The sequence below is a fragment of the Comamonas thiooxydans genome (assembly GCF_000964545.1).
GTDB lineage: Bacteria > Pseudomonadota > Gammaproteobacteria > Burkholderiales > Burkholderiaceae_C > Comamonas > Comamonas thiooxydans.
This window is the reverse complement of record NZ_BBVD01000005.1, coordinates 91,606-110,015: the sequence shown is the minus strand read 5'-3', so window position 1 is coordinate 110,015 and position 18,410 is coordinate 91,606. Positions and strand designations below refer to the sequence as shown.

Below are 18,410 nucleotides of genomic sequence, written 5' to 3'. Positions count from 1 at the left end.
GCTGTCTCGCAGCTATCTTGGTGCACTGCCAAGTGCATGCGATATTCCAATTTCGTCACATTGAAAGGATCGATATGTCACGCTCTGTTTCCGACGCCGTTTCCACCGCCCAAGACGATCTGGAAAAACTGGTCAGCGATCTGCGCGGTCTGCTGTCTGCCCGTGAACTGGACAAGCTTCCTGAAATCAGCGTGCTTCGTCAGCGCATCGACGACGGCATGGCCAACGTGCGCGAGTCTGCTGTGCGTGCGGCTCAGGACGCCGCTCGCCAGGCGCGCGAAGCTGCCGATGTGGCGGATCGTTATGCCCACGACGAACCCTGGCGCGTCGCCGGTGCCGCGCTGGCAGTGGGTGCACTGCTGGGTTTCATGCTGGGCCGTCGCTAAGCATTGCTGAGCTGCAAAAGGACAAGTGCCTGTGAATTTGATTTCACTACTAGGTCTTGATTCCCTGCTGGAGCGCTGGCGTGCCAATCTCAACGAGGCAGCGATCGCGGCCGAAGATCGCGTTGATCTTGCGCAGCTTGAGTGGCAACAGCACAAGCGCAGCATGCAAACGCTGGCGGTGCTGGCCATTGTGCTCGGCGCACTCACCGTGGTCGTGCTCATTGTCCTGTCCATGGCTGTGCTCGTGCAGTTCTGGGATAGCGAGCATCGTCAGCTGGTGGCGTGGCTGCTGGTCGGTGGCTGGGTTCTGGTCTGGGGCCTGGGGCTGTGGCGACTGCTGGCAGCTGTCAATCAACTCTCCAGTCCTTTCAGGCTCACGCGGCGCGAGCTCAAATCGGATTGGCAGGCTCTGAAGGAGAGGATTTAGCATGAACAGCATCTCTCCCGATTTGCGATCCACAGAGTTGGAGCCCGTCAAGCCCGCAGGCATGGATGCTCGGCTCTGGGATGAAGCGACAGCCGAGCAAAAGCTGGTGCTGTCGCGCATTGCCAAGCAACGCGCGCGCGTCAAGGCTCGAGCCGCTGCCAAGGCGCAGGCGCAGGCCTTGCGCAGCACGCAGCCTGCACATGTGGACGCCGATGCTCCCCTGCCCGAGCGCCTGCTGTCTTTTGTGCGCCTGCATCCGCTGGCAACGGCGGCAGCGGGGGGCTTGCTCATGGTTCTCGGGCCGCGCAAGCTGATTCGCTGGGGCAGCGCAGCACTGCCCTGGATTCTTAAGCTGCAGCAGCGCGCACGCGGCTGAAGGGTCCTGGAAAAACAGCCCGTCAGGCTCAGGCATGACGGGCTGTTTCTTTGTGCGCAGCCAGGCCACGCGTCAAGTTCAGTGCATATGGGCGATGGCCTGGGCGGCTTCGGTCACAAGATCGGGACCGCGATAGATCAGGCCGCTGTAGATCTGCACTACATCAGCACCTGCGCGGATCTTGCTCACGGCGTCGGCGCCGCTCAGGATGCCGCCCACGCCAATGATGGGAAAGCGGCTGCCAAGGGCTGAGCGCAGCTGGCGAATGATCTGGTTGCTGGCTTCGAGCACGGGCGCACCGGACAGTCCGCCGGCTTCTTCGGCATGTTGCAGACCCTTGACGGCATCGCGGCTGATGGTGGTGTTGGTGGCAATCACGCCATCCATGCCGTGGCGCTCCAGCGTCGCCGCAATCACGCCGACCTGCTCTTCATCGAGGTCGGGAGCGATCTTCACGAACACCGGCGTGCGCTTGCCATGCTGGCTGGAGAGCTGTTCGCGGCGATTGGCGACAGCTCCCAGCAGAGCATCCAGTGCCTCGTCGCTTTGCAAGGCACGCAGATTCTTGGTGTTGGGTGAGCTGATGTTGACTGTCACATAGTCGGCATGAGGGTACACGCCGTCCAGGGCCTTGATGTAGTCGCTGGTGGCCTCTTCGATGGGGGTTGTGGCGTTCTTGCCGATGTTCAGGCCCAGCAGCATGGCGCCGCCATTGGCGCGCACTTGCGAGCGACGCACATTGGCCAGAAATGCATCCAGGCCTTCGTTGTTGAAGCCCAGGCGGTTGATCAGTGCATTCTTTTCAGGAATGCGGAACATGCGGGGCTTGGGATTGCCGGGCTGGGGGCGGGGCGTGACGGTGCCCACTTCCACAAAGCCGAAACCCATGGCGGCCAGCGCATCGATGCAGCGCGCATTCTTGTCCAGGCCTGCGGCCATGCCCACTCGGTTCGGGAACTTGAGGCCCGCCAGCTCGATGGGGTCGTTGATCAGAGGGCGCGCCCAGGCCTTTTGGAGCAAGGTATTTTGACCCTTTGCCATGAAATTCATGGTGAGGTCGTGGGCCGCTTCGGGGTCCATGCCGAAAAGAATAGGACGCGTCAATGAGTAAGGAATAAGAGACATGGGGATAATCGCAGGATTACCTGGATTTTCCCTCATGACGACATCTGCTGCACCTCTTTCTCAAGATGAACTGAAAACTTTGGTCGGACAAGCTGCCCTGAAATATGTGGTCGCCGGTGAAATTGTGGGCGTGGGCACAGGCTCCACGGTCAACAAATTCATTGATGCACTGGCCACCATCAAGGATCGGATTCCTGGCGCCGTCTCCAGCTCGGTTGCCAGTACCGAGCGCCTGAAGGCGCTGGGCATCAAGGTGTTCGATGCCAATGAAGTCGCCAGCCTGGCCGTCTATATCGACGGTGCCGACGAGATCGACGGCAAGGGCTATATGGTCAAGGGCGGTGGTGCGGCGCTGACGCGCGAAAAGATCGTGGCGGCGCTGGCTCAGCGTTTTGTCTGCATTGCCGATGAGTCCAAGCGCGTGCCGGTGCTGGGTAATTTTCCGCTGCCCGTGGAAGTCATTCCCATGGCGGCGGCCCAGATCGCGCGTCGCTTTGAAGCCATGGGCGCCGACGTGACGGCGCAGATTCGCATGAAGGATGGTGCGCCGCTGGTGACCGACAACGGCCAGCATATTCTGGATGTCCGCGGTCTGAAGATCGCAGAGCCGCTGGCCTTCGAGTCCGAAGTCAATCAGTGGCCCGGCGTCGTGACCGTGGGCGTGTTTGCTCACCAGAAGGCTGCGGTGTGCCTGCTGGGAACCGCACAAGGCGTGCAGACGCTGGAATACTAAGCAGCAATCTGAGGCCGGAAAGCCACCTGCTTGCGCAGGTGGCTTTTTTATAAAATTGATAGCTGCTAACGCTTTATTGGTAAGTGTTAGAGACTGATTTCATTGAAAATTTCTGGCTCCTAGAAGCGCAGGCCTGCGGGGTTTTCGGGCGTGGGCGCGCCAGGGGGCGGGGCTGCTGGCGCCGTGATGCGTGCAGGACGCTCGGCGGGCTTGGCTGCTTCGGCAGCAACTGGTGCCGGCATGGTCAAAGCCTTGGCTGCGGGGGCTTTGTAGTTCTTCGGCAACTGGGGCTGCTTGGGGTAGCCGGCCGCGCTCAGGTACTGGTCCCAGCTGTCGGCGCCAAAACCCTTGAGGTGCTGGTTGCCGATGGTGGCAAAGGGCAGGCTGTCCTGCCCGCTGAGCTTTCTGAGTGCTGCAACATCGCTGCTGGTTTCTATGGTGCGTTCGTTGAACGGGATGCCACGGTTTTGCAGATGAGACCGGGCCTCGTCGCAGGGCTCGCAGTCCTTGCCCGTATAGATCGTGACGGGATAGCGGTTGGCGGTCTGGCGCAGGTCGTAAGGCAGTTGCGCGTTGGCCGAAGACGCCGGGCCATCGGCGTTGCTCACGGCTTCGGCACTGGGCTTGGCGTTGGGGCCGATGGCCCGGTCGGAATAGGTGACCCGCCCGTCAGGGCCCACGCTGCGGTAGAGATTCTGAGCCAGGCTGACTCCGCTCGCCAATGCGGCAAAGGCGGCTACAAGCATTGTCAGCAGCAGGGCGTTGCCGGAGGTCGGTTTCTCGGCCGAAGGCCGGGCAATGAAAGATCGTGGCATCTCAATCTTGGTCAATGAAGTGCAGTGAAGAGGTCTGAGGACGCGAGCGCCGATGGGCAGAGCATAGCTTGCATGGAGGACTGTCTGCTCCCATACTCCGGCTTGTCTTGATCCGACCTCGGTGCGTGAGTCAGCTAGCGTCAGTCTTGGGTCTCTCTTATTGGGGCGATGGCAGACATGAAAAAGCGCCCGGGAAGGGCGCTTTTGGGGAGATGGCAGAAGACTCAGGCGGTCTGGCTCATACCTTGGTGGCGAAGCAGTGCGTCAATCTGTGGCTCGCGGCCACGGAAGGCCTTGAAGGACTCCATGGCAGGGCGGCTGCCGCCGGCTTCCAGAATCGACTCGCGGTACTTGCGGCCGGTCTCGGGGTTGGGCGAGCCATCGGCCAGCATGGTTTCTTCAAAAGCCGCATAGGCGTCCGCGCTCAGCACCTCGGCCCATTTGTAGCTGTAGTAACCGGCGGCATAGCCACCGGCAAAGATATGGCTGAAGGTGTGGGCCATGCGGTTGTAGGCTGGCGATTGCAGCACGGACACCTCGGCGCGCACCTGGTTCAGCAGCGCCATGAAGTCGTCTGCGGGATTGTGCTCGGTGTGCAGGAGCATGTCGAACAGCGCAAACTCGATCTGGCGCAGGGTCTGCATGCCGGACTGGAAGTTCTTGGCGGCAATCATCTTGTCGTACAGCGCGCGGGGCAAGGCCTCGCCCGTGTCCACATGGGCAGTAATGTGCTTGAGCACATCCCACTCCCAGCAGAAATTTTCCATGAACTGGCTGGGCAGCTCGACTGCATCCCATTCCACGCCGGCAATACCCGAGACATCGCGTTCATTGACCTGCGTGAGCATGTGGTGCAAACCGTGACCGGTTTCGTGGAACAGGGTGATCACATCATCGTGCGTGAGCAGCGCGGGTTTGCCGTCCACGCCGGACGCGAAGTTGCAGACCAGGTGGGCCACAGGCGTTTGCAGCTGATGGGAGTCGGGGCGCAGCCAGCGTGTGCGCACATCGTCCATCCAGGCGCCACCACGCTTGCCCTTGCGCGCCTGCGGGTCCAGGTAGAACTGGCCGACCAGCTGAGTGCCTTGCTCGGTTGAGCGCTCGATACGGTAGAACTCCACGCAGGGGTTCCAGACCGGAGCTTCGTCGCGGCGGATGGAGACTTCGAACAGGGTTTCGACAATCTTGAACAGGCCTGCCAGCACCTTGGGTGCAGGAAAATACTGCTTGAGCTCCTGCTCGCTGAAGGAATAGCGGGCTTCCTTGAGCTTTTCGCCGATGAAGGCCCAGTCCCAGGGCTGGGGGTCGGCAATGCCGAGCTCAGTCTTGGCAAAGGCACGCAGATCGGCAGCATCCTTTTCTGCATAGGGACGGGCTCGTTGTGCCAGATCGCGCAGAAAGTCAATGACCTGCTTGGGCGAATCGGCCATCTTGGGCACGATCGAGACTTCGCCGAAGTTGCTGTAGCCCAGCAACTGGGATTCTTCCAGGCGCAGGGCGAGGATTTCCTTCATCACGGCGGTGTTGTCAAAGCGTTTGCCATCGCCATCGGCCTGATCGGAAGCTCGGGTCACATAAGCCTGATAAATCTTCTCGCGCAGTGCGCTGCTCTTGGCAAACTGCATCACTGGCAGATAGCTGGGCATCTTAAGCGTCAGCTTGTAGCCTTCTTTGCCATCGGCTTCGGCGGCGGCTTTGGCCGCGGCGATCACATCGGCCGGAACGCCGTCCAGCTCGTCAATCCTGGCGTAGTAGGCAAAGGCATCGGTGGCGTCCAGCGCGTTCTCGCTGAATTTCTGGGCCAGCTCGGCCGAGCGAGCCTGAATCTGCGCAAAGCGTTCCTTGGCAGCGCCCTGCAGTTCGGCGCCCGAGAGCACGAAGCCGCGCATGGCATGGTCCCAGGCGGCGCGCTGTTCCTTGTTGAGGCTGGCCGGGTCAATGGCCTTGTACTTGGCGTACAGGCGTTCATCGGCGCCCAGATTGGTCCAGAACTCGGTGACCTTGGGCAGTGCTTCGTTATAGGCCGCGCGCAACTCCGGGGTGTCGGCAACGCTGTTGAGGTGATTGATGGCCGACCAGGCGGTGCCCAGCTTTTCAGTCGCCACGTCCAGCACGGCAGAGATGGCCTCCCACTGTGCGGGGAAGTCCGGTGCAACCACGGTCTCCAGCGCCTCACTGGCACGGGCCAGCAAAGTGTCGATGGCGGGTGCCACATCCGCAGGCTGAATGCGGTCAAACAAGGGCAGGGAGGAGGATTCGAGAAGTGGATTGCTCATGCTGTATTAAGTGCCGGCAAGGTCGGGAAAATCAAGCGCTCTCAGGGTATTTATTGCTATCGCGTTCATAGCGTCAGCCTGTGGTCAGAAGCGTGCTCGCGCCAGGACCGCGTGCAAGCGCCACCGCGCAGCAAAGCTGTCGTCCCCCTCGTGCAATCAGAGCCAGAGAGGGAGAAGTCGCGGGGCGGCTCGGAGGGCGTCAGGCAGCGGCGCGCTCTGCCGATTCCATGGTGTTGACCAGCAGCATGGTAATCGTCATGGGGCCGACACCACCGGGCACAGGGGTGATGTAGCCAGCAACTTCCTTGACGCCGTTGAAGTCGACGTCGCCGCAGAGCTTGCCTTCGGCATTGCGGTTCATGCCCACGTCGATGACCACTGCACCGGGCTTGACCATGTCGGCGGTCAGCACATCCACCTTGCCCACGGCCGCGACGATGATGTCGGCCTGGCGAGTCATGGCAGCCAGATCGGCGGTGCCGCTGTGGGTGACGGTGACCGTGGCATTGGCGGCCAGCAGCATCATGGCCATGGGCTTGCCCACGATGTTGGAGCGGCCGATGACCACGGCGTGCTTGCCGCGCAGATCCTTCATGCCGATGGATTCCAGCATCTTCATGCAGCCATAGGGCGTGCAGGCCTTGAAGCCGACTTCGCCGACCATCAGTGCGCCGGCGCTGGCCACGTGGAAGCCGTCCACATCCTTGGCGGGGGAAATGGTTTCGATGACCTTGTGGTCGTCAATGTGCTTGGGCAGGGGCAGTTGCACCAGAATGCCGTGAATGCTGGGGTCGTTGTTCAGCGCTTCGACACGTGCCAGCAGTTCGGCTTCGGTCATGGAGGCATCGTACTTTTCCAGCACCGAGTGGAAGCCCACGTCTTCGCAGGCCTTGACCTTGTTGCGCACGTAGACCTGGGAAGCCTGGTTGTCGCCCACCAGAACTACGGCCAGACCGGGCGTTACGCCCTTGGCCTTGAGCGCTGCCGCGCGTGTGGCGACTTCCTTGCGCAGTTGTTCGGAGAGGGCTTTGCCGTCGATGAGTTGGGCTGTCATTGCTGGAGTACCAATAAAAAATGCTGCTAGCCCTTGATGAACAAGCACTAGCAGCTATCAGAATAGGAGTTGGCTAAAGCGCGAGGCCTGGCCAGTGCTCCCTGGATTATCTCGCGATTGGAGTGGCTTCCGATTTCGCGGGGAGCACTTAATTGACGGCAGCCGCCGCTTTGGCCGCAGCGCTGGTCTGGCCCTGGCCCAGTGCGATCTTGAGCAGATCGGCCACGGTGTTGGCGTTGAGCTTTTCCATGATGTTGGCGCGGTGGGCTTCCACGGTCTTGATGGAGATGCCCAGATCGTCGGCGATCTGCTTGTTCAGGCGGCCGGCGACGATGCGCTCGAGCACCTGGGCTTCGCGGCCCGTGAGCTTGGCCAGCAGAGCATCGCGGCTGGCGGCCTGCTGGTGGCCGGTAAAGGCTTCGCGGGCGTGATCCAGCATGCGCTCGACCAGACCCAGCAGCTCTTCTTCGTTGAAAGGCTTCTGGATGAAGTCCAGCGCGCCTTTCTTCATGGTGTTCACCGCCATGGGCACATCGCCGTGACCGGTGATGAAGACGATGGGCAGAGGAGACTTGCGCTCGATCAGTCGGTCCTGCAGCTCCAGGCCGGTCATGCCGCCCATGCGGATGTCGACGATCAGGCAGGCCACTTCGCGTGGGTCGTAGCGCGACAAAAAGGTCTCGGCGGAGTCAAAGCAACGCACGCGGTAGTCCTTGCCTTCCAGCAGCCATTGCAGCGAATCACGGACTGCTTCGTCGTCGTCAACTACGTAAACAGTGCCTTTTTTGGGAATCAAACTCATGCAATCGTCCTCTTTATGGGTTCGCTTGTCGTGGTGAGTGTTGTCGTCTCCACACCCGTTGCCAACGGTAGCCAGAATGAGAACCGGCAACCAGTGACTTCGCTTCCATTGTAGAGGTTCTCGGCATGCATTCGACCCTGATGTGATTCGACAATCGAGCGGCAAAGGTTCAGGCCTATGCCCATGCCTTCGCTCTTGGTGGAGAAGAAGGCTTCGAACAAGTGTTCCAACACTTCCGGCGGCAGGCCCTTGCCCGTGTCTTCCACGGTGAACTCCACACCCGGCAGGCTTTCAAAGACCTGGGGGCGCACGCGCAGTTCCACATTGCGTTGGCCCAGCGGGCGGTCGGACATATCAATGGACTCAGCACTGTTTTTCATCAAATTGATGAGAACCTGCTCAATGAGGATGGCATCGGCCATTACCGGCGGCATGCGTTCGGCAATATGCGAGGTCAGCTGCACATTGCGGCGGCGCAACTCGATACCGGCCAGCTCCAGCGCCTCGTTCACCATCTCGCCTACCTGGGCCAGCATGCGATTGGGCTCGCTCTTTTTCACGAAGGAGCGGATGCGCTGAATGATCTGCCCGGCACGCTGTGCCTGATGTGCCGTCTTTTCCAGTGCGAACTTCATCTGTTCGGGTGTGAGCGTGCCGTTTTCCAGGCGTGTCAGCATGCCGGAGCTGTAATTGCTGATGGCTGTCAGGGGCTGGTTGAGTTCGTGCGCCACGCTGGATGCCATCTCTCCCATGGTGATGAGGCGGCTGGCGGTCTGGGCCTTTTCAGCCTGGGCCGCAGCCTGTTCCTCGGCCAGGCGGCGCTGGGTGATGTCGGTGGCAATCACCATCTGGGCCAGGCGGCCGTCCACCCAACTCAGATAGCGCGAGCGGACTTCCAGCCATTTGCCCAGGCTGGGCACGAAGATCTCGGCGTTCTCGCTGCGTGCGGCAGTCAGCGTGTCCGTAGGCAAGCCCATGAGGCCGTCTTCGTTCTCGGCTTCGGGCTGGTGGCGAACCGGCAGCTTGCCGGCCTGGGCGACCAGTTGCAGATGTCCTTCGGTGTGCGAGCCAAACCACTGACGGTACAGCTTGTTGGCAAACAGCAGTTCGGCACTTCCAAGAGGGGCCACGGAAACAGAGGCATCCAGCGCCTCCAGCACAATGGTGAAGCGCTCGTATGAGGCAGACAGCTGTTCGCGAATCCGGTTGGGCTCGGTAATGTCCGTCATGGACGACATCCACCCCGTGTGCTGGCCGTGGGCATCAATCAGCGGCGATACATACAGGCGCGCGTCGAACAGGCTGCCGTTCTTGCGCTTCACACGTACCTGAAAGCCGCCAACGATGGTCTTGCCCGACAGCTCTTCGCGCAGCTGTGAATGCAGATTGTCGTAGTCGTTATCGGGCCAGTAGGAATAGGGTGGAACCTGGCCGACCAGATCCTTCTCGCTCCAGCCCGTCATCTGGCAGAAGGCTGCGTTCACATAGGTGATGCGGCCGTGCAGATCCAGTGCTCGCATGCCCGTCAGCACGGAATTCTCCATGGCACGGCGGAAGTTGGTCTCGGCCACCAGGGCCTCCTGGGCACGCTGACGGCGGCGTGTGTGGCGCCAGGTGGCCAGCAGCAGCCAGGCCGTCATGGCCGACAAGGTGCCCACCAGCCAGAACAGGCCGCTACCGACTACGCCCAGCGAGGTCTGATAGGCCTGGGCGCGCATCATCAGCGCCGTGCCCACCGGGGAGACGGGCACTTCGTATTCATTCGCAATGGCACGCCAGTGCAGCAGCTCGGTAGGCGTCTTGCGCGGTGCCAGCGGAGTGCCGGCCAGCACATGGTTGTCGGCATCGCGCATGGTGATGGCGTAACGGGCCATCACTTCCGTGGGCGTGCCATAGCGCAGCAGACTGTCCACCGAAAACTCGGCCAGCAGCTCGCCCTGGTAGCGGCTGTTGGCGCTGATTGGCACATGCAGTTGCAGCAGTGGCGGCAACTCATTGGGCTGGGCTTTCTCCTGCACATAGATGGGCTGCAGCATCTCGCGGGCCTGCTCATAGGCTTGCAGGGTCTCGCCCTGATGCAGGCTTTCGCCCACGGCACGCAACTGATCCGTGGCCACCGTCGGAGCTGACTGGCTGTACACAACCTGACGCTTGTCATTGATCCAGGTAATCGATTGCAGCTCGGGGTATTGGCTGATCAACGCTTCGGTGCGACCGTCGAAGTCGGCTTTGCGCATCTCGCGGTTGCCGATGTCACGGGCCATGCGCATCAGTTGCTCCTGGCGCTCCAGCAGGCGCAGGCGCACGCGTTGTTGGGCGTATTCCACGTCGCGGCGCAGTGCCTCCTGCTCGCGATCCACTTCTTCCGTGCGCAAATACCAGAACGACGCAATGATTGCAGCCATGAACATCAGCACCGACGCCAGCGGCGCGAGCGCGGCATAGCGATCCTGCCGGGTCGGCGACAGGCTGCGCCACCAGCTACGCCACCAGCGCACAGGGGATGCAACGGATTGCGCGCTTTTTGCGTCCTCTTTTTCTCGTTCGTGATTGCTTGTTTGCATGCCTCCAGTGTAGGGGAGAGACCTAGTGGAATCTGCGACTATTTCTGTCGCGTAAAAGACAATCTATAGAGGCTTCACTGTATGTGCATTTGCAGCATTTTTTTATATAGTGAAATCACAAAGCACAATTTGAAATTTGAAAAAAATGTGCGAAACTCGCCAGCGATCGACACAGTGAATCGGTTTAATCCGGGGAGCACCCGAAGGTGCTGTGCCACGCGTTATGCGGTGTGGCGCTTGCCGCACCCGTGTGATGCCGCACTCACTGCTTCGTGATAAAGCTACCCCCTCTCGAAGGAGACACTCACAATGACAGCTCAGACTGATCCCAAAGGCGCTGGCTTTCCTGCCGGCCTGGACCAACAAGAATCGCGCGAGTGGATGGATGCCCTCTCTGCGGTGATCGACCGCGAAGGTGCGGACTATGCTCACAAGCTGATCGAGGATCTGCTTGAACACGCGCGCCAGAACAGCGTGGACATGCCTTTCTCGGCCAATACAGGCTACGTGAACACCATCGAGGCCGATCAGGAAGAAAAGTGCCCCGGCAACCTCGAGATCGAAGGTCGTCTGCGTGCCTACATGCGCTGGAACGCCATGGCCATGGTGGTCAAGGCCAACCGTATTCACCCCCCCGAAGGTGGTGATCTGGGCGGTCACATCGGCTCCTTCGCTTCGCTGGCCAATATGTTTGCGGCCGGCTTCAACCATTTCTGGCATGCCGAGAACGAAAACCACGGCGGCGACTGCCTGTATATCCAGGGTCACGTCTCGCCCGGCATCTATGCCCGCGCCTACCTGGAAGGCCGTATCTCCGAAGAACAGCTGCTGAACTTCCGCCAGGAAGTGGACGGCAAGGGTCTGTCGAGCTACCCCCACCCCAAGCTGATGCCTGACTTCTGGCAGTTCCCCACGGTGTCCATGGGCCTGGGCCCGCTGATGGCTATCTACCAGGCACGTTTCCTGAAGTATCTGCACGCACGCGGCATTGCCAACACCGAAAACCGCAAGGTCTGGGTGTTCTGCGGCGACGGTGAAATGGACGAAGTGGAATCCCTGGGCGCCATCGGTCTGGCTTCGCGCGAGAACCTGGACAACCTGGTCTTCGTGATCAACTGCAATCTGCAGCGCCTGGACGGTCCTGTGCGCGGCAACGGCAAGATCATCCAGGAGCTGGAAGGCGAATTCCGCGGTGCCGGCTGGAACGTCATCAAGCTGCTGTGGGGCAAGGGCTGGGACGAGCTGCTGGCCAAGGACAAGGACGGCGTGCTCAAGAAGATCATGATGGAGTGCAACGACGGCGACTATCAGGCTTTCAAGGCCAACGATGGTGCCTACGTTCGCCAGCATTTCTTCGGTCGCGATCCTCGCGCCCTGAAGATGGTCGAGCACATGTCCGACGATGAAATCTGGAATCTGCGCCGCGGTGGCCACGATTCGCAGAAGGTCTACGCAGCATTCGCCGCTGCCAACGGCCACAAGGGTCAGCCTACCGTGCTGCTGGTCAAGACCGTCAAGGGCTTCGGCATGGGCAAGATCGGTGAAGGCAAGAACAACGTTCACCAGACCAAGAAGCTGAGCGACGAGGACATCAAGGCCTTCCGCGACCGCTTCAACATCCCGATCCCCGACAGCCAGATCGCGGACATTCCCTTCTACAAGCCGGCCGACGATACGCCGGAAATGAAGTATCTGCACGAGCGCCGCAAGGCTCTGGGCGGCTATCTGCCGCACCGTCGCCAGCAAGCTGACGAGCAGTTCACCGCTCCTGCGCTGGATACCTTCAAGGCCATCCTGGAGCCCACACCCGAAGGCCGTGAGATCTCCACGACCCAGGCTTATGTGCGTTTCCTGACGCAGCTGCTGCGCGACAAGAACATCGGCCCCCGCGTGGTGCCCATCCTGGTGGACGAGGCCCGTACCTTCGGTATGGAAGGCCTGTTCCGTCAGGTCGGCATCTACAACCCCCACGGTCAGCAATACACCCCGGTCGACAAGGACCAGGTGATGTACTACCGCGAGGACAAGGCCGGCCAGATCCTGCAGGAAGGCATCAACGAAGCCGGCGGCATGTCCAGCTGGATCGCTGCAGCCACCAGCTACAGCCATAGCAACCGGGTCATGATCCCGTTCTATGTGTACTACTCGATGTTCGGCTTCCAGCGCATCGGCGACCTGGCCTGGGCGGCTGGCGACCTGCAAGCGCGCGGCTTCCTGCTGGGCGGCACTTCGGGCCGTACCACGCTGAACGGCGAAGGCCTGCAGCACGAAGATGGTCACAGCCATATCCTGGCCAATACCATCCCCAACTGCGTGTCCTACGACCCCACCTTCGCTCACGAAGTGGCCGTGATCATGCAGGACGGTCTGCGTCGCATGGTGCAGAACCAGGAAAACATCTTCTACTACATCACGCTGCTGAACGAAAACTACCCCATGCCTGGCCTGGAAGCCGGCACGGAAGAGCAGATCCTCAAGGGCATGTACATGGTCAAGCCTGGCCAGAAGGTGCCCGAGAGCGGCCTGCGCGTTCAACTGCTGGGCTCCGGCACCATCCTGCGCGAGTCCTTCTTCGCCCAGGAACTGCTGGAAAAGGACTGGGGTGTTGCCGCCGACGTCTGGAGCTGCCCGTCGTTCAACGAACTGACCCGCGAAGGTCAGGAAGTGGACCGCTTCAACATGCTGCATCCGCTGGAAGCCGCCAAGGTTCCCTTCGTGTCCCAGCAGTTGGCTGCCCATCCCGGCCCCGTGGTCGCCTCGACCGACTACATGAAGGCCTACGCCGAGCAGATCCGTCCCTACATGCCCAAGGGCCGTACCTACAAGGTGCTGGGTACAGACGGCTTCGGTCGTTCGGACTTCCGCGCCAAGCTGCGTGAACACTTCGAAGTCAACCGTCATTACATCGTGGTGGCTGCACTGCGTGGTCTGGCCGATGAAGGCAAGATCAACGCCACGACCGTGGCCGAAGCGATCAAGAAGTACGGCATCAACGTCGACAAGATCAACCCGCTGCACGCCTAAGAAGGGGAGACAGATAACATGGCATTGACAGAAATCAAGGTCCCCGATATTGGCGACTTCTCCGAAGTCGGCGTGATCGAAGTGCTGGTCAAGGTGGGTGACACCATCAAGGTCGAGCAATCCCTGATTACCGTGGAGTCCGACAAGGCTTCCATGGAAATCCCCTCCAGCCAGGCTGGCGTGGTCAAGGAAATCAAGGTTGCCCTGGGCGACAAGGTCAAGGAAGGCTCCGTGGTCGTGATGCTGGAAACCGCCGACGCGGCTCCCGCACCTGCCGCCGCAGCACCCGCACCTGTGGCTGCCCCCGTGGCCGCTGCTCCTGCTCCCGTGGCTGCAGCTCCTGCTCCCGTGGCTGCAGCTCCTGTGGCGGCCGCTCCCGCAGCGTCTTCTACCGTGGACATCAAGATCCCCGATATCGGCGACTTCAAGAACGTGGCCGTGATCGAGATGCTGGTCAAGGTGGGCGATACCGTGGCCGTCGAGCAATCGCTGTTCACCGTGGAGTCCGACAAGGCCTCGATGGAAATCCCTTCACCCTCGGCAGGCACAATCACGGCGCTGACCATCAAGCTGGGTGACACCGTCAACGTGGGCGACGTGGTCGGCCAGATGACGGTGCAGGGCGCAGCAGCTGCTCCCGTGCAGGCCGCCTCTCCCGTGGCAGCCGCTGTTGCCGCCCCTGTGGCTGCTGCAGCTGCTCCTGTGGCCGCTGCTCCCGTGGCTGCAACTCCTGCTTCCACACCTGTGGCAGCGCCTGCAGCCCACAACCCCACCGTGGCGCCTTCGGGTCAGTTGCCCCATGCCTCGCCTTCGGTGCGCAAGTTCGCTCGCGAACTGGGCGTGCCTCTGGCAGAAGTCAAGGGCTCGGGCAACAAGGGCCGCATTACGGCCGAAGACATCCAGTCCTTCACCAAGTCGGTGATGGCTGGTGCCGTACAGACCCTGGCGCAGCAGGCTGTGGCTCCCAAGTCTTCCGGCGGCAACGTCGGCGGTCTGGAAGTGCTGGCCTGGCCCAAGGTCGACTTCGCCAAGTTCGGCGCTGTCGAGCGCAAGGAACTGTCGCGCATCAAGAAGATCTCGGGCGCCAACCTGCATCGCAACTGGGTGGTCATCCCCCACGTCACCAACAATGACGAGGCCGACATCACCGAGCTGGAAGCCTTCCGCGTGCAGACCAATGCCGAAAGCGCCAAGGCCAAGAGCGACGTCAAGGTGACTATGCTGGCTTTCGTGATCAAGGCCGTGGTGGCTGCGCTCAAGAAGTTCCCCGAGTTCAACGCCTCTCTGGATGGCGACACTCTGGTCTACAAGCAGTACTTCAACATCGGCTTTGCTGCGGACACACCGAACGGCCTGGTCGTTCCCGTGCTCAAGGATGCCGACAAGAAGGGCATTCTGCAGATCAGCCAGGAAATGGGCGAGCTGGCCAAGAAGGCCCGTGACGGCAAGCTGGGCGCTGCGGACATGCAAGGCGGCTGCTTCTCGATCTCGTCTCTGGGCGGCATCGGCGGCACCAACTTCACGCCCATCATCAATGCGCCTGAAGTCGCCATCCTGGGTCTGTCCAAGGGCGCCATGAAGCCTGTGTGGGACGGCAAGCAGTTCGTGCCTCGCCTGATGCTGCCTCTGTCGCTGTCGTACGACCACCGTGTCATCGACGGTGCAGCCGCTGCACGCTTCAACGCCTACCTGGGCGCTGTGCTGGCCGACTACCGCCGTATCCTGCTCTAAGCAGCTGACAAGCAGGCCGATTTTTAGCGAAATCGGCCTGTAGCGCTTATCTGAACTGCGCAAGTAGCTATCTTTTTAGATGCCTTGCGCTTCACCTTGCCAGTCCATGAGTGAGATGAAGAACCTGAGACAGCATCCCATCGAGCATCTGCGTGGCGTCATCCCCGGTATCCGGCCCTTTCCGGATGCGTCTGACGTCTTCGCCGAGCCGGTCGAGAAGTACGCGCGGCATTTTCTGCCGCTGGTCACCATCGATCTGGCCTTGCTCGACGATGCCTGGAGCGGGCCGATTCATCTCGTCGCCCCTTGCGAGCCCTACGAAGGGCAAGTCGGGGAGTGGGGAGGCGAGGAGTTTGGCAATGCGCTGCTCAAGCCTGACTGGCTGGCTTTCAAGCTCAACGAACAAGGCAGGTACGAGTTGCTGGGTGACTGGCGCTACTTCATGCTGGAGCAGGATCGGGCCGACTGGGCGGAAAAATCGCTCGACTGGCGCGAGGTGCGCACCCAGCATCGTGAACTGGTCAAACTGGGCGTGGAGCCGCCGTTTGAACTGCACCACGGGGCCAAGTACTCATGGCGCGATGTGATGGAGTTGCATTACGCAACCCAGCACGCGGCATATGGGCAGGCCAGGCGGGACTTTCTGGCCCATGGCTGGAATGCTGCCAAGCCCTGGGATGACGCTGCTGAAGTTGCCAAGCTGCCCTTGTATGAGCCAGGCACGGATTGCTATGACTCCACTTCAGGTCGCTATCTGCTCGGTGTGCTGGGCGGGCCTGCATGGGGTGGTAATTGGAGCAATCTGACCAACCCACTGCTCAGCGACATTGGTACGGATGACGGCATTCACCCCATCCACCCGGAAACGGGCGCTGCGTTCGAGTTCATCACCAGCACCTATGCCAACGAGTTCACCGGTAGCGACTGCGAAATTCTGATGTTCTACGAGCCACAAAGCCGCACCGTGCTGCAGACCTTTGATTGGAGCTAAGGCGTCACCGTCCGGCTTCAAACCGAGAAAAACCGTTTTTGCTGCCTGATTCTTCAGGTGGCACAGAGACAAAAACCAAGATAGGAGCGCATATGAGCCTCATCGATATCAAGGTGCCTAACATTGGCGACTTCGCCGAAGTGGGCGTGATCGAACTGCTGGTCAACGCTGGCGACACCGTGTCCGTGGACCAGTCCCTTATTACCGTGGAGAGCGACAAGGCTTCCATGGAAATCCCTTCCAGCCACGCCGGCGTCGTGAAGGAAATCAAGGTCAAGGTCGGTGACAAGGTTGCCGAAGGCTCCGTCGTGCTGTCGCTGGAAGTGGCAGCCGGTGCTGCCGCACCTGCACAGGCCGCCGCCCCTGCACCCGCCGCAGCCGCTCCAGCACCTGTGGCGGCCCCCGTGGCTGCCGCTCCAGCTCCCGTCGCCAGCAACTTTGCCGGCACTGTGGACATGGACTGCGACGTGGTCGTTCTGGGCGGTGGCCCTGGCGGCTACTCCGCAGCCTTCCGCGCCGCCGACCTGGGCCTCAAGGTCGTGCTGGTCGAGCGCTACGCCACCCTGGGCGGCGTTTGCCTGAACGTGGGTTGCATCCCATCCAAGGCGCTGCTGCACGTGGCTGCCGTGATGGACGAGGTCAAGCACCTGGAAGTGGCCGGCGTGAAGTTTGCCGCTCCCGAAGTCAACATCGACCAGCTGCGCGGCCACAAGGAAAAGGTCATCGGCAAGCTGACCGGCGGTCTGGGCCAGATGGCCAAGATGCGCAAGGTCACCGTCGTGCGTGGCTACGGCAACTTCGTGTCTGCCAACCACATCGAAGTCGAAGAAACCACCGGTTCCGGCCAGGAAAAGACCGGCAGCAAGAAGATCGTTCAGTTCAAGAACGCCATCATCGCTGCGGGCTCGCAAGCCGTGCACCTGCCCTTCATGCCCAAGGATCCCCGCGTGGTCGATTCCACCGGCGCTCTGGACCTGAAGGAAGTGCCCAAGCGCATGCTGATTCTGGGCGGCGGCATCATCGGCCTGGAAATGGGCACCGTCTACTCCACGCTGGGTGCACGCCTGGACGTGGTGGAGATGATGGACGGCCTGATGCAAGGCGCTGACCGCGACCTGGTCAAGGTCTGGCAAAAGATGAACGCGCCACGCTTCGACAACATCATGGTCAACACCAAGACCGTGGGTGCCGAAGCCACGCCCGAAGGCATCAAGGTCACGTTCGCTCCTGCCAAGGACGGCGTCACCGTGCCTGAACCCCAGACCTACGACCTGGTTCTGCAAGCCGTGGGCCGCACGCCCAATGGCAAGAAGATCAGCGCCGACAAGGCTGGCGTGGCCGTGACCGACCGCGGCTTCATCGACGTCGATATCCAGATGCGCACCAACGTGCCCAACATCTTCGCGATTGGCGACATCGTGGGCCAGCCCATGTTGGCGCACAAGGCCGTGCACGAAGCGCATGTGGCCGCTGAAGTCATCGCTGGCGAGCTGCAAGGCAACAAGGAACTGGCTTCCGCTGCCTTCAACGCCCGCGTGATTCCTTCGGTCGCCTACACCGACCCCGAAGTGGCATGGGTGGGTCTGACCGAAGACCAGGCCAAGGCACAAGGCATCAAGGTCAAGAAGGGCCTGTTCCCTTGGGCTGCCTCCGGCCGCGCCATCGCCAACGGCCGCGATGAAGGCTTTACCAAGCTGCTGTTTGACGATTCCCCTGAGGCCCACGGCCATGGCCGCATCCTGGGCGGCGGCATGGTCGGCACGCACGCTGGCGACATGATCGGTGAAATCGCCCTGGCCATCGAAATGGGCGCCGACACGGTGGACATCGGCAAGACCATCCACCCGCACCCCACGCTGGGCGAGTCCATCGGCATGGCGGCGGAAGTGGCGCATGGTTCCTGCACGGACGTGCCACCCGCACGTAAGTGAGCGTTTCGCTTGCTTAAAACAAAGGCAGCCTTCGGGCTGCCTTTTTTATATTTCCATAGCTGCTTGTGCTCGCTACATAAGTGCTTGAGACCGACTGATTCTCAATTTTCCATCTGTGATCGTGCTGCTTTGGGCGCTTAGACTAGTTTTGATAGCTGCCAGCGCATGATGCATA

14 protein-coding genes are annotated in these 18,410 nt (G+C 61.1%); 8 read left to right on the top strand and 6 right to left on the bottom strand.

Annotation, left to right across the window (positions count from 1 at the left end; all coding sequences use genetic code 11):
- Window positions 1-74 precede the first annotated feature (74 nt).
- The 3 genes from Cth01_RS08080 to Cth01_RS08070 are packed head-to-tail and all read left to right on the top strand — an operon-like array spanning window position 75 to window position 1,189.
- Window positions 75-386, top strand: a complete 312-nt coding sequence (locus Cth01_RS08080; protein WP_004340823.1) for a DUF883 domain-containing protein — start codon at window positions 75-77, stop codon at window positions 384-386.
- Between the two features lie 25 nt (window positions 387-411).
- Window positions 412-813 carry a phage holin family protein gene (locus tag Cth01_RS08075; RefSeq protein ID WP_080746035.1) on the top strand — a complete coding sequence of 134 codons (402 nt, stop codon included), beginning with the start codon at window positions 412-414 and terminating at the stop codon, window positions 811-813.
- Window position 814: 1 nt separating this feature from the next.
- Window positions 815-1,189 (top strand): hypothetical protein, encoded by a 375-nt coding sequence (locus Cth01_RS08070; protein WP_034355842.1) that lies wholly within the window; start codon window positions 815-817, stop codon window positions 1,187-1,189.
- Window positions 1,190-1,267: 78 nt separating this feature from the next.
- On the opposite strand, the gene Cth01_RS08065 is transcribed toward Cth01_RS08070, so the two are convergent.
- Window positions 1,268-2,314, bottom strand: coding sequence for a quinone-dependent dihydroorotate dehydrogenase (locus tag Cth01_RS08065; RefSeq protein WP_034355845.1), 1,047 nt, complete (start codon window positions 2,312-2,314; stop codon window positions 1,268-1,270).
- 34 nt (window positions 2,315-2,348) lie between these two features.
- Between Cth01_RS08065 and rpiA the strand changes: the two genes are divergently transcribed.
- A complete protein-coding gene (gene rpiA, locus Cth01_RS08060) occupies window positions 2,349-3,047 on the top strand; it encodes a ribose-5-phosphate isomerase RpiA (protein WP_034355848.1) in 699 nt (232 codons plus the stop codon).
- Window positions 3,048-3,166: 119 nt separating this feature from the next.
- Here rpiA and Cth01_RS08055 read toward each other — a convergent pair whose 3' ends face one another.
- The 5 genes from Cth01_RS08055 to Cth01_RS08035 all read right to left on the bottom strand — a co-directional run bounded on the left by Cth01_RS08055 (window position 3,167) and on the right by Cth01_RS08035 (window position 10,558).
- Window positions 3,167-3,862: a glutaredoxin domain-containing protein gene (locus Cth01_RS08055; protein ID WP_045839133.1), complete on the bottom strand. Its 696-nt coding sequence runs from the start codon at window positions 3,860-3,862 to the stop codon at window positions 3,167-3,169.
- Between the two features lie 224 nt (window positions 3,863-4,086).
- The gene (locus Cth01_RS08050; RefSeq protein WP_045838912.1) at window positions 4,087-6,138 is read right to left on the bottom strand and encodes a M3 family metallopeptidase; all 2,052 of its coding nucleotides are present in this window, start codon (window positions 6,136-6,138) and stop codon (window positions 4,087-4,089) included.
- 199 nt (window positions 6,139-6,337) lie between these two features.
- Window positions 6,338-7,192 (bottom strand): bifunctional methylenetetrahydrofolate dehydrogenase/methenyltetrahydrofolate cyclohydrolase FolD, encoded by an 855-nt coding sequence (gene folD, locus Cth01_RS08045; protein ID WP_034355854.1) that lies wholly within the window; start codon window positions 7,190-7,192, stop codon window positions 6,338-6,340.
- A 148-nt stretch (window positions 7,193-7,340) separates the two neighbouring features.
- Window positions 7,341-7,994, bottom strand: coding sequence for a response regulator transcription factor (locus tag Cth01_RS08040; protein ID WP_003055354.1), 654 nt, complete (start codon window positions 7,992-7,994; stop codon window positions 7,341-7,343).
- Window positions 7,991-10,558: a PAS domain-containing sensor histidine kinase gene (locus Cth01_RS08035; protein WP_012838307.1), complete on the bottom strand. Its 2,568-nt coding sequence runs from the start codon at window positions 10,556-10,558 to the stop codon at window positions 7,991-7,993. Before Cth01_RS08035 ends, Cth01_RS08040 begins: the two co-directional genes overlap by 4 nt.
- 309 nt (window positions 10,559-10,867) lie before the next feature.
- Here Cth01_RS08035 and aceE point away from each other — a divergent pair, with 309 nt between their 5' ends.
- From aceE to lpdA, 4 genes are all read left to right on the top strand, one after another.
- Window positions 10,868-13,582 carry a pyruvate dehydrogenase (acetyl-transferring), homodimeric type gene (aceE, locus tag Cth01_RS08030; RefSeq protein ID WP_034355857.1) on the top strand — a complete coding sequence of 905 codons (2,715 nt, stop codon included), beginning with the start codon at window positions 10,868-10,870 and terminating at the stop codon, window positions 13,580-13,582.
- An 18-nt stretch (window positions 13,583-13,600) separates the two neighbouring features.
- Window positions 13,601-15,313, top strand: coding sequence for a dihydrolipoyllysine-residue acetyltransferase (gene aceF, locus Cth01_RS08025; RefSeq protein WP_045838911.1), 1,713 nt, complete (start codon window positions 13,601-13,603; stop codon window positions 15,311-15,313).
- Between the two features lie 115 nt (window positions 15,314-15,428).
- On the top strand, window positions 15,429-16,304 hold the full coding sequence (locus Cth01_RS08020) for a hypothetical protein (protein ID WP_034384113.1): 876 nt from the start codon (window positions 15,429-15,431) through the stop codon (window positions 16,302-16,304).
- A 92-nt stretch (window positions 16,305-16,396) separates the two neighbouring features.
- Window positions 16,397-18,235 (top strand): dihydrolipoyl dehydrogenase, encoded by a 1,839-nt coding sequence (lpdA, locus tag Cth01_RS08015; protein WP_012838311.1) that lies wholly within the window; start codon window positions 16,397-16,399, stop codon window positions 18,233-18,235.
- The last annotated feature ends 175 nt before the right edge of the window (window positions 18,236-18,410 follow it).

Excerpts from the sequence above, each read along its gene's own strand:
- Cth01_RS08080 (WP_004340823.1), top strand. The coding sequence starts at position 75 with ATGTCACGCTCTGTTTCCGACGCCGTTTCCACCGCCCAAGACGATCTG.
- Cth01_RS08070 (WP_034355842.1), top strand. The coding sequence starts at position 815 with ATGAACAGCATCTCTCCCGATTTGCGATCCACAGAGTTGGAGCCCGTC.
- Cth01_RS08065 (WP_034355845.1), bottom strand. The coding sequence starts at position 2,314 with ATGTCTCTTATTCCTTACTCATTGACGCGTCCTATTCTTTTCGGCATG.
- rpiA (WP_034355848.1), top strand. The coding sequence starts at position 2,349 with ATGACGACATCTGCTGCACCTCTTTCTCAAGATGAACTGAAAACTTTG.
- Cth01_RS08055 (WP_045839133.1), bottom strand. The coding sequence starts at position 3,862 with ATGCCACGATCTTTCATTGCCCGGCCTTCGGCCGAGAAACCGACCTCC.
- Cth01_RS08050 (WP_045838912.1), bottom strand. The coding sequence starts at position 6,138 with ATGAGCAATCCACTTCTCGAATCCTCCTCCCTGCCCTTGTTTGACCGC.
- folD (WP_034355854.1), bottom strand. The coding sequence starts at position 7,192 with ATGACAGCCCAACTCATCGACGGCAAAGCCCTCTCCGAACAACTGCGC.
- Cth01_RS08040 (WP_003055354.1), bottom strand. The coding sequence starts at position 7,994 with ATGAGTTTGATTCCCAAAAAAGGCACTGTTTACGTAGTTGACGACGAC.
- Cth01_RS08035 (WP_012838307.1), bottom strand. The coding sequence starts at position 10,558 with ATGCAAACAAGCAATCACGAACGAGAAAAAGAGGACGCAAAAAGCGCG.
- aceE (WP_034355857.1), top strand. The coding sequence starts at position 10,868 with ATGACAGCTCAGACTGATCCCAAAGGCGCTGGCTTTCCTGCCGGCCTG.
- aceF (WP_045838911.1), top strand. The coding sequence starts at position 13,601 with ATGGCATTGACAGAAATCAAGGTCCCCGATATTGGCGACTTCTCCGAA.
- Cth01_RS08020 (WP_034384113.1), top strand. The coding sequence starts at position 15,429 with ATGAAGAACCTGAGACAGCATCCCATCGAGCATCTGCGTGGCGTCATC.
- lpdA (WP_012838311.1), top strand. The coding sequence starts at position 16,397 with ATGAGCCTCATCGATATCAAGGTGCCTAACATTGGCGACTTCGCCGAA.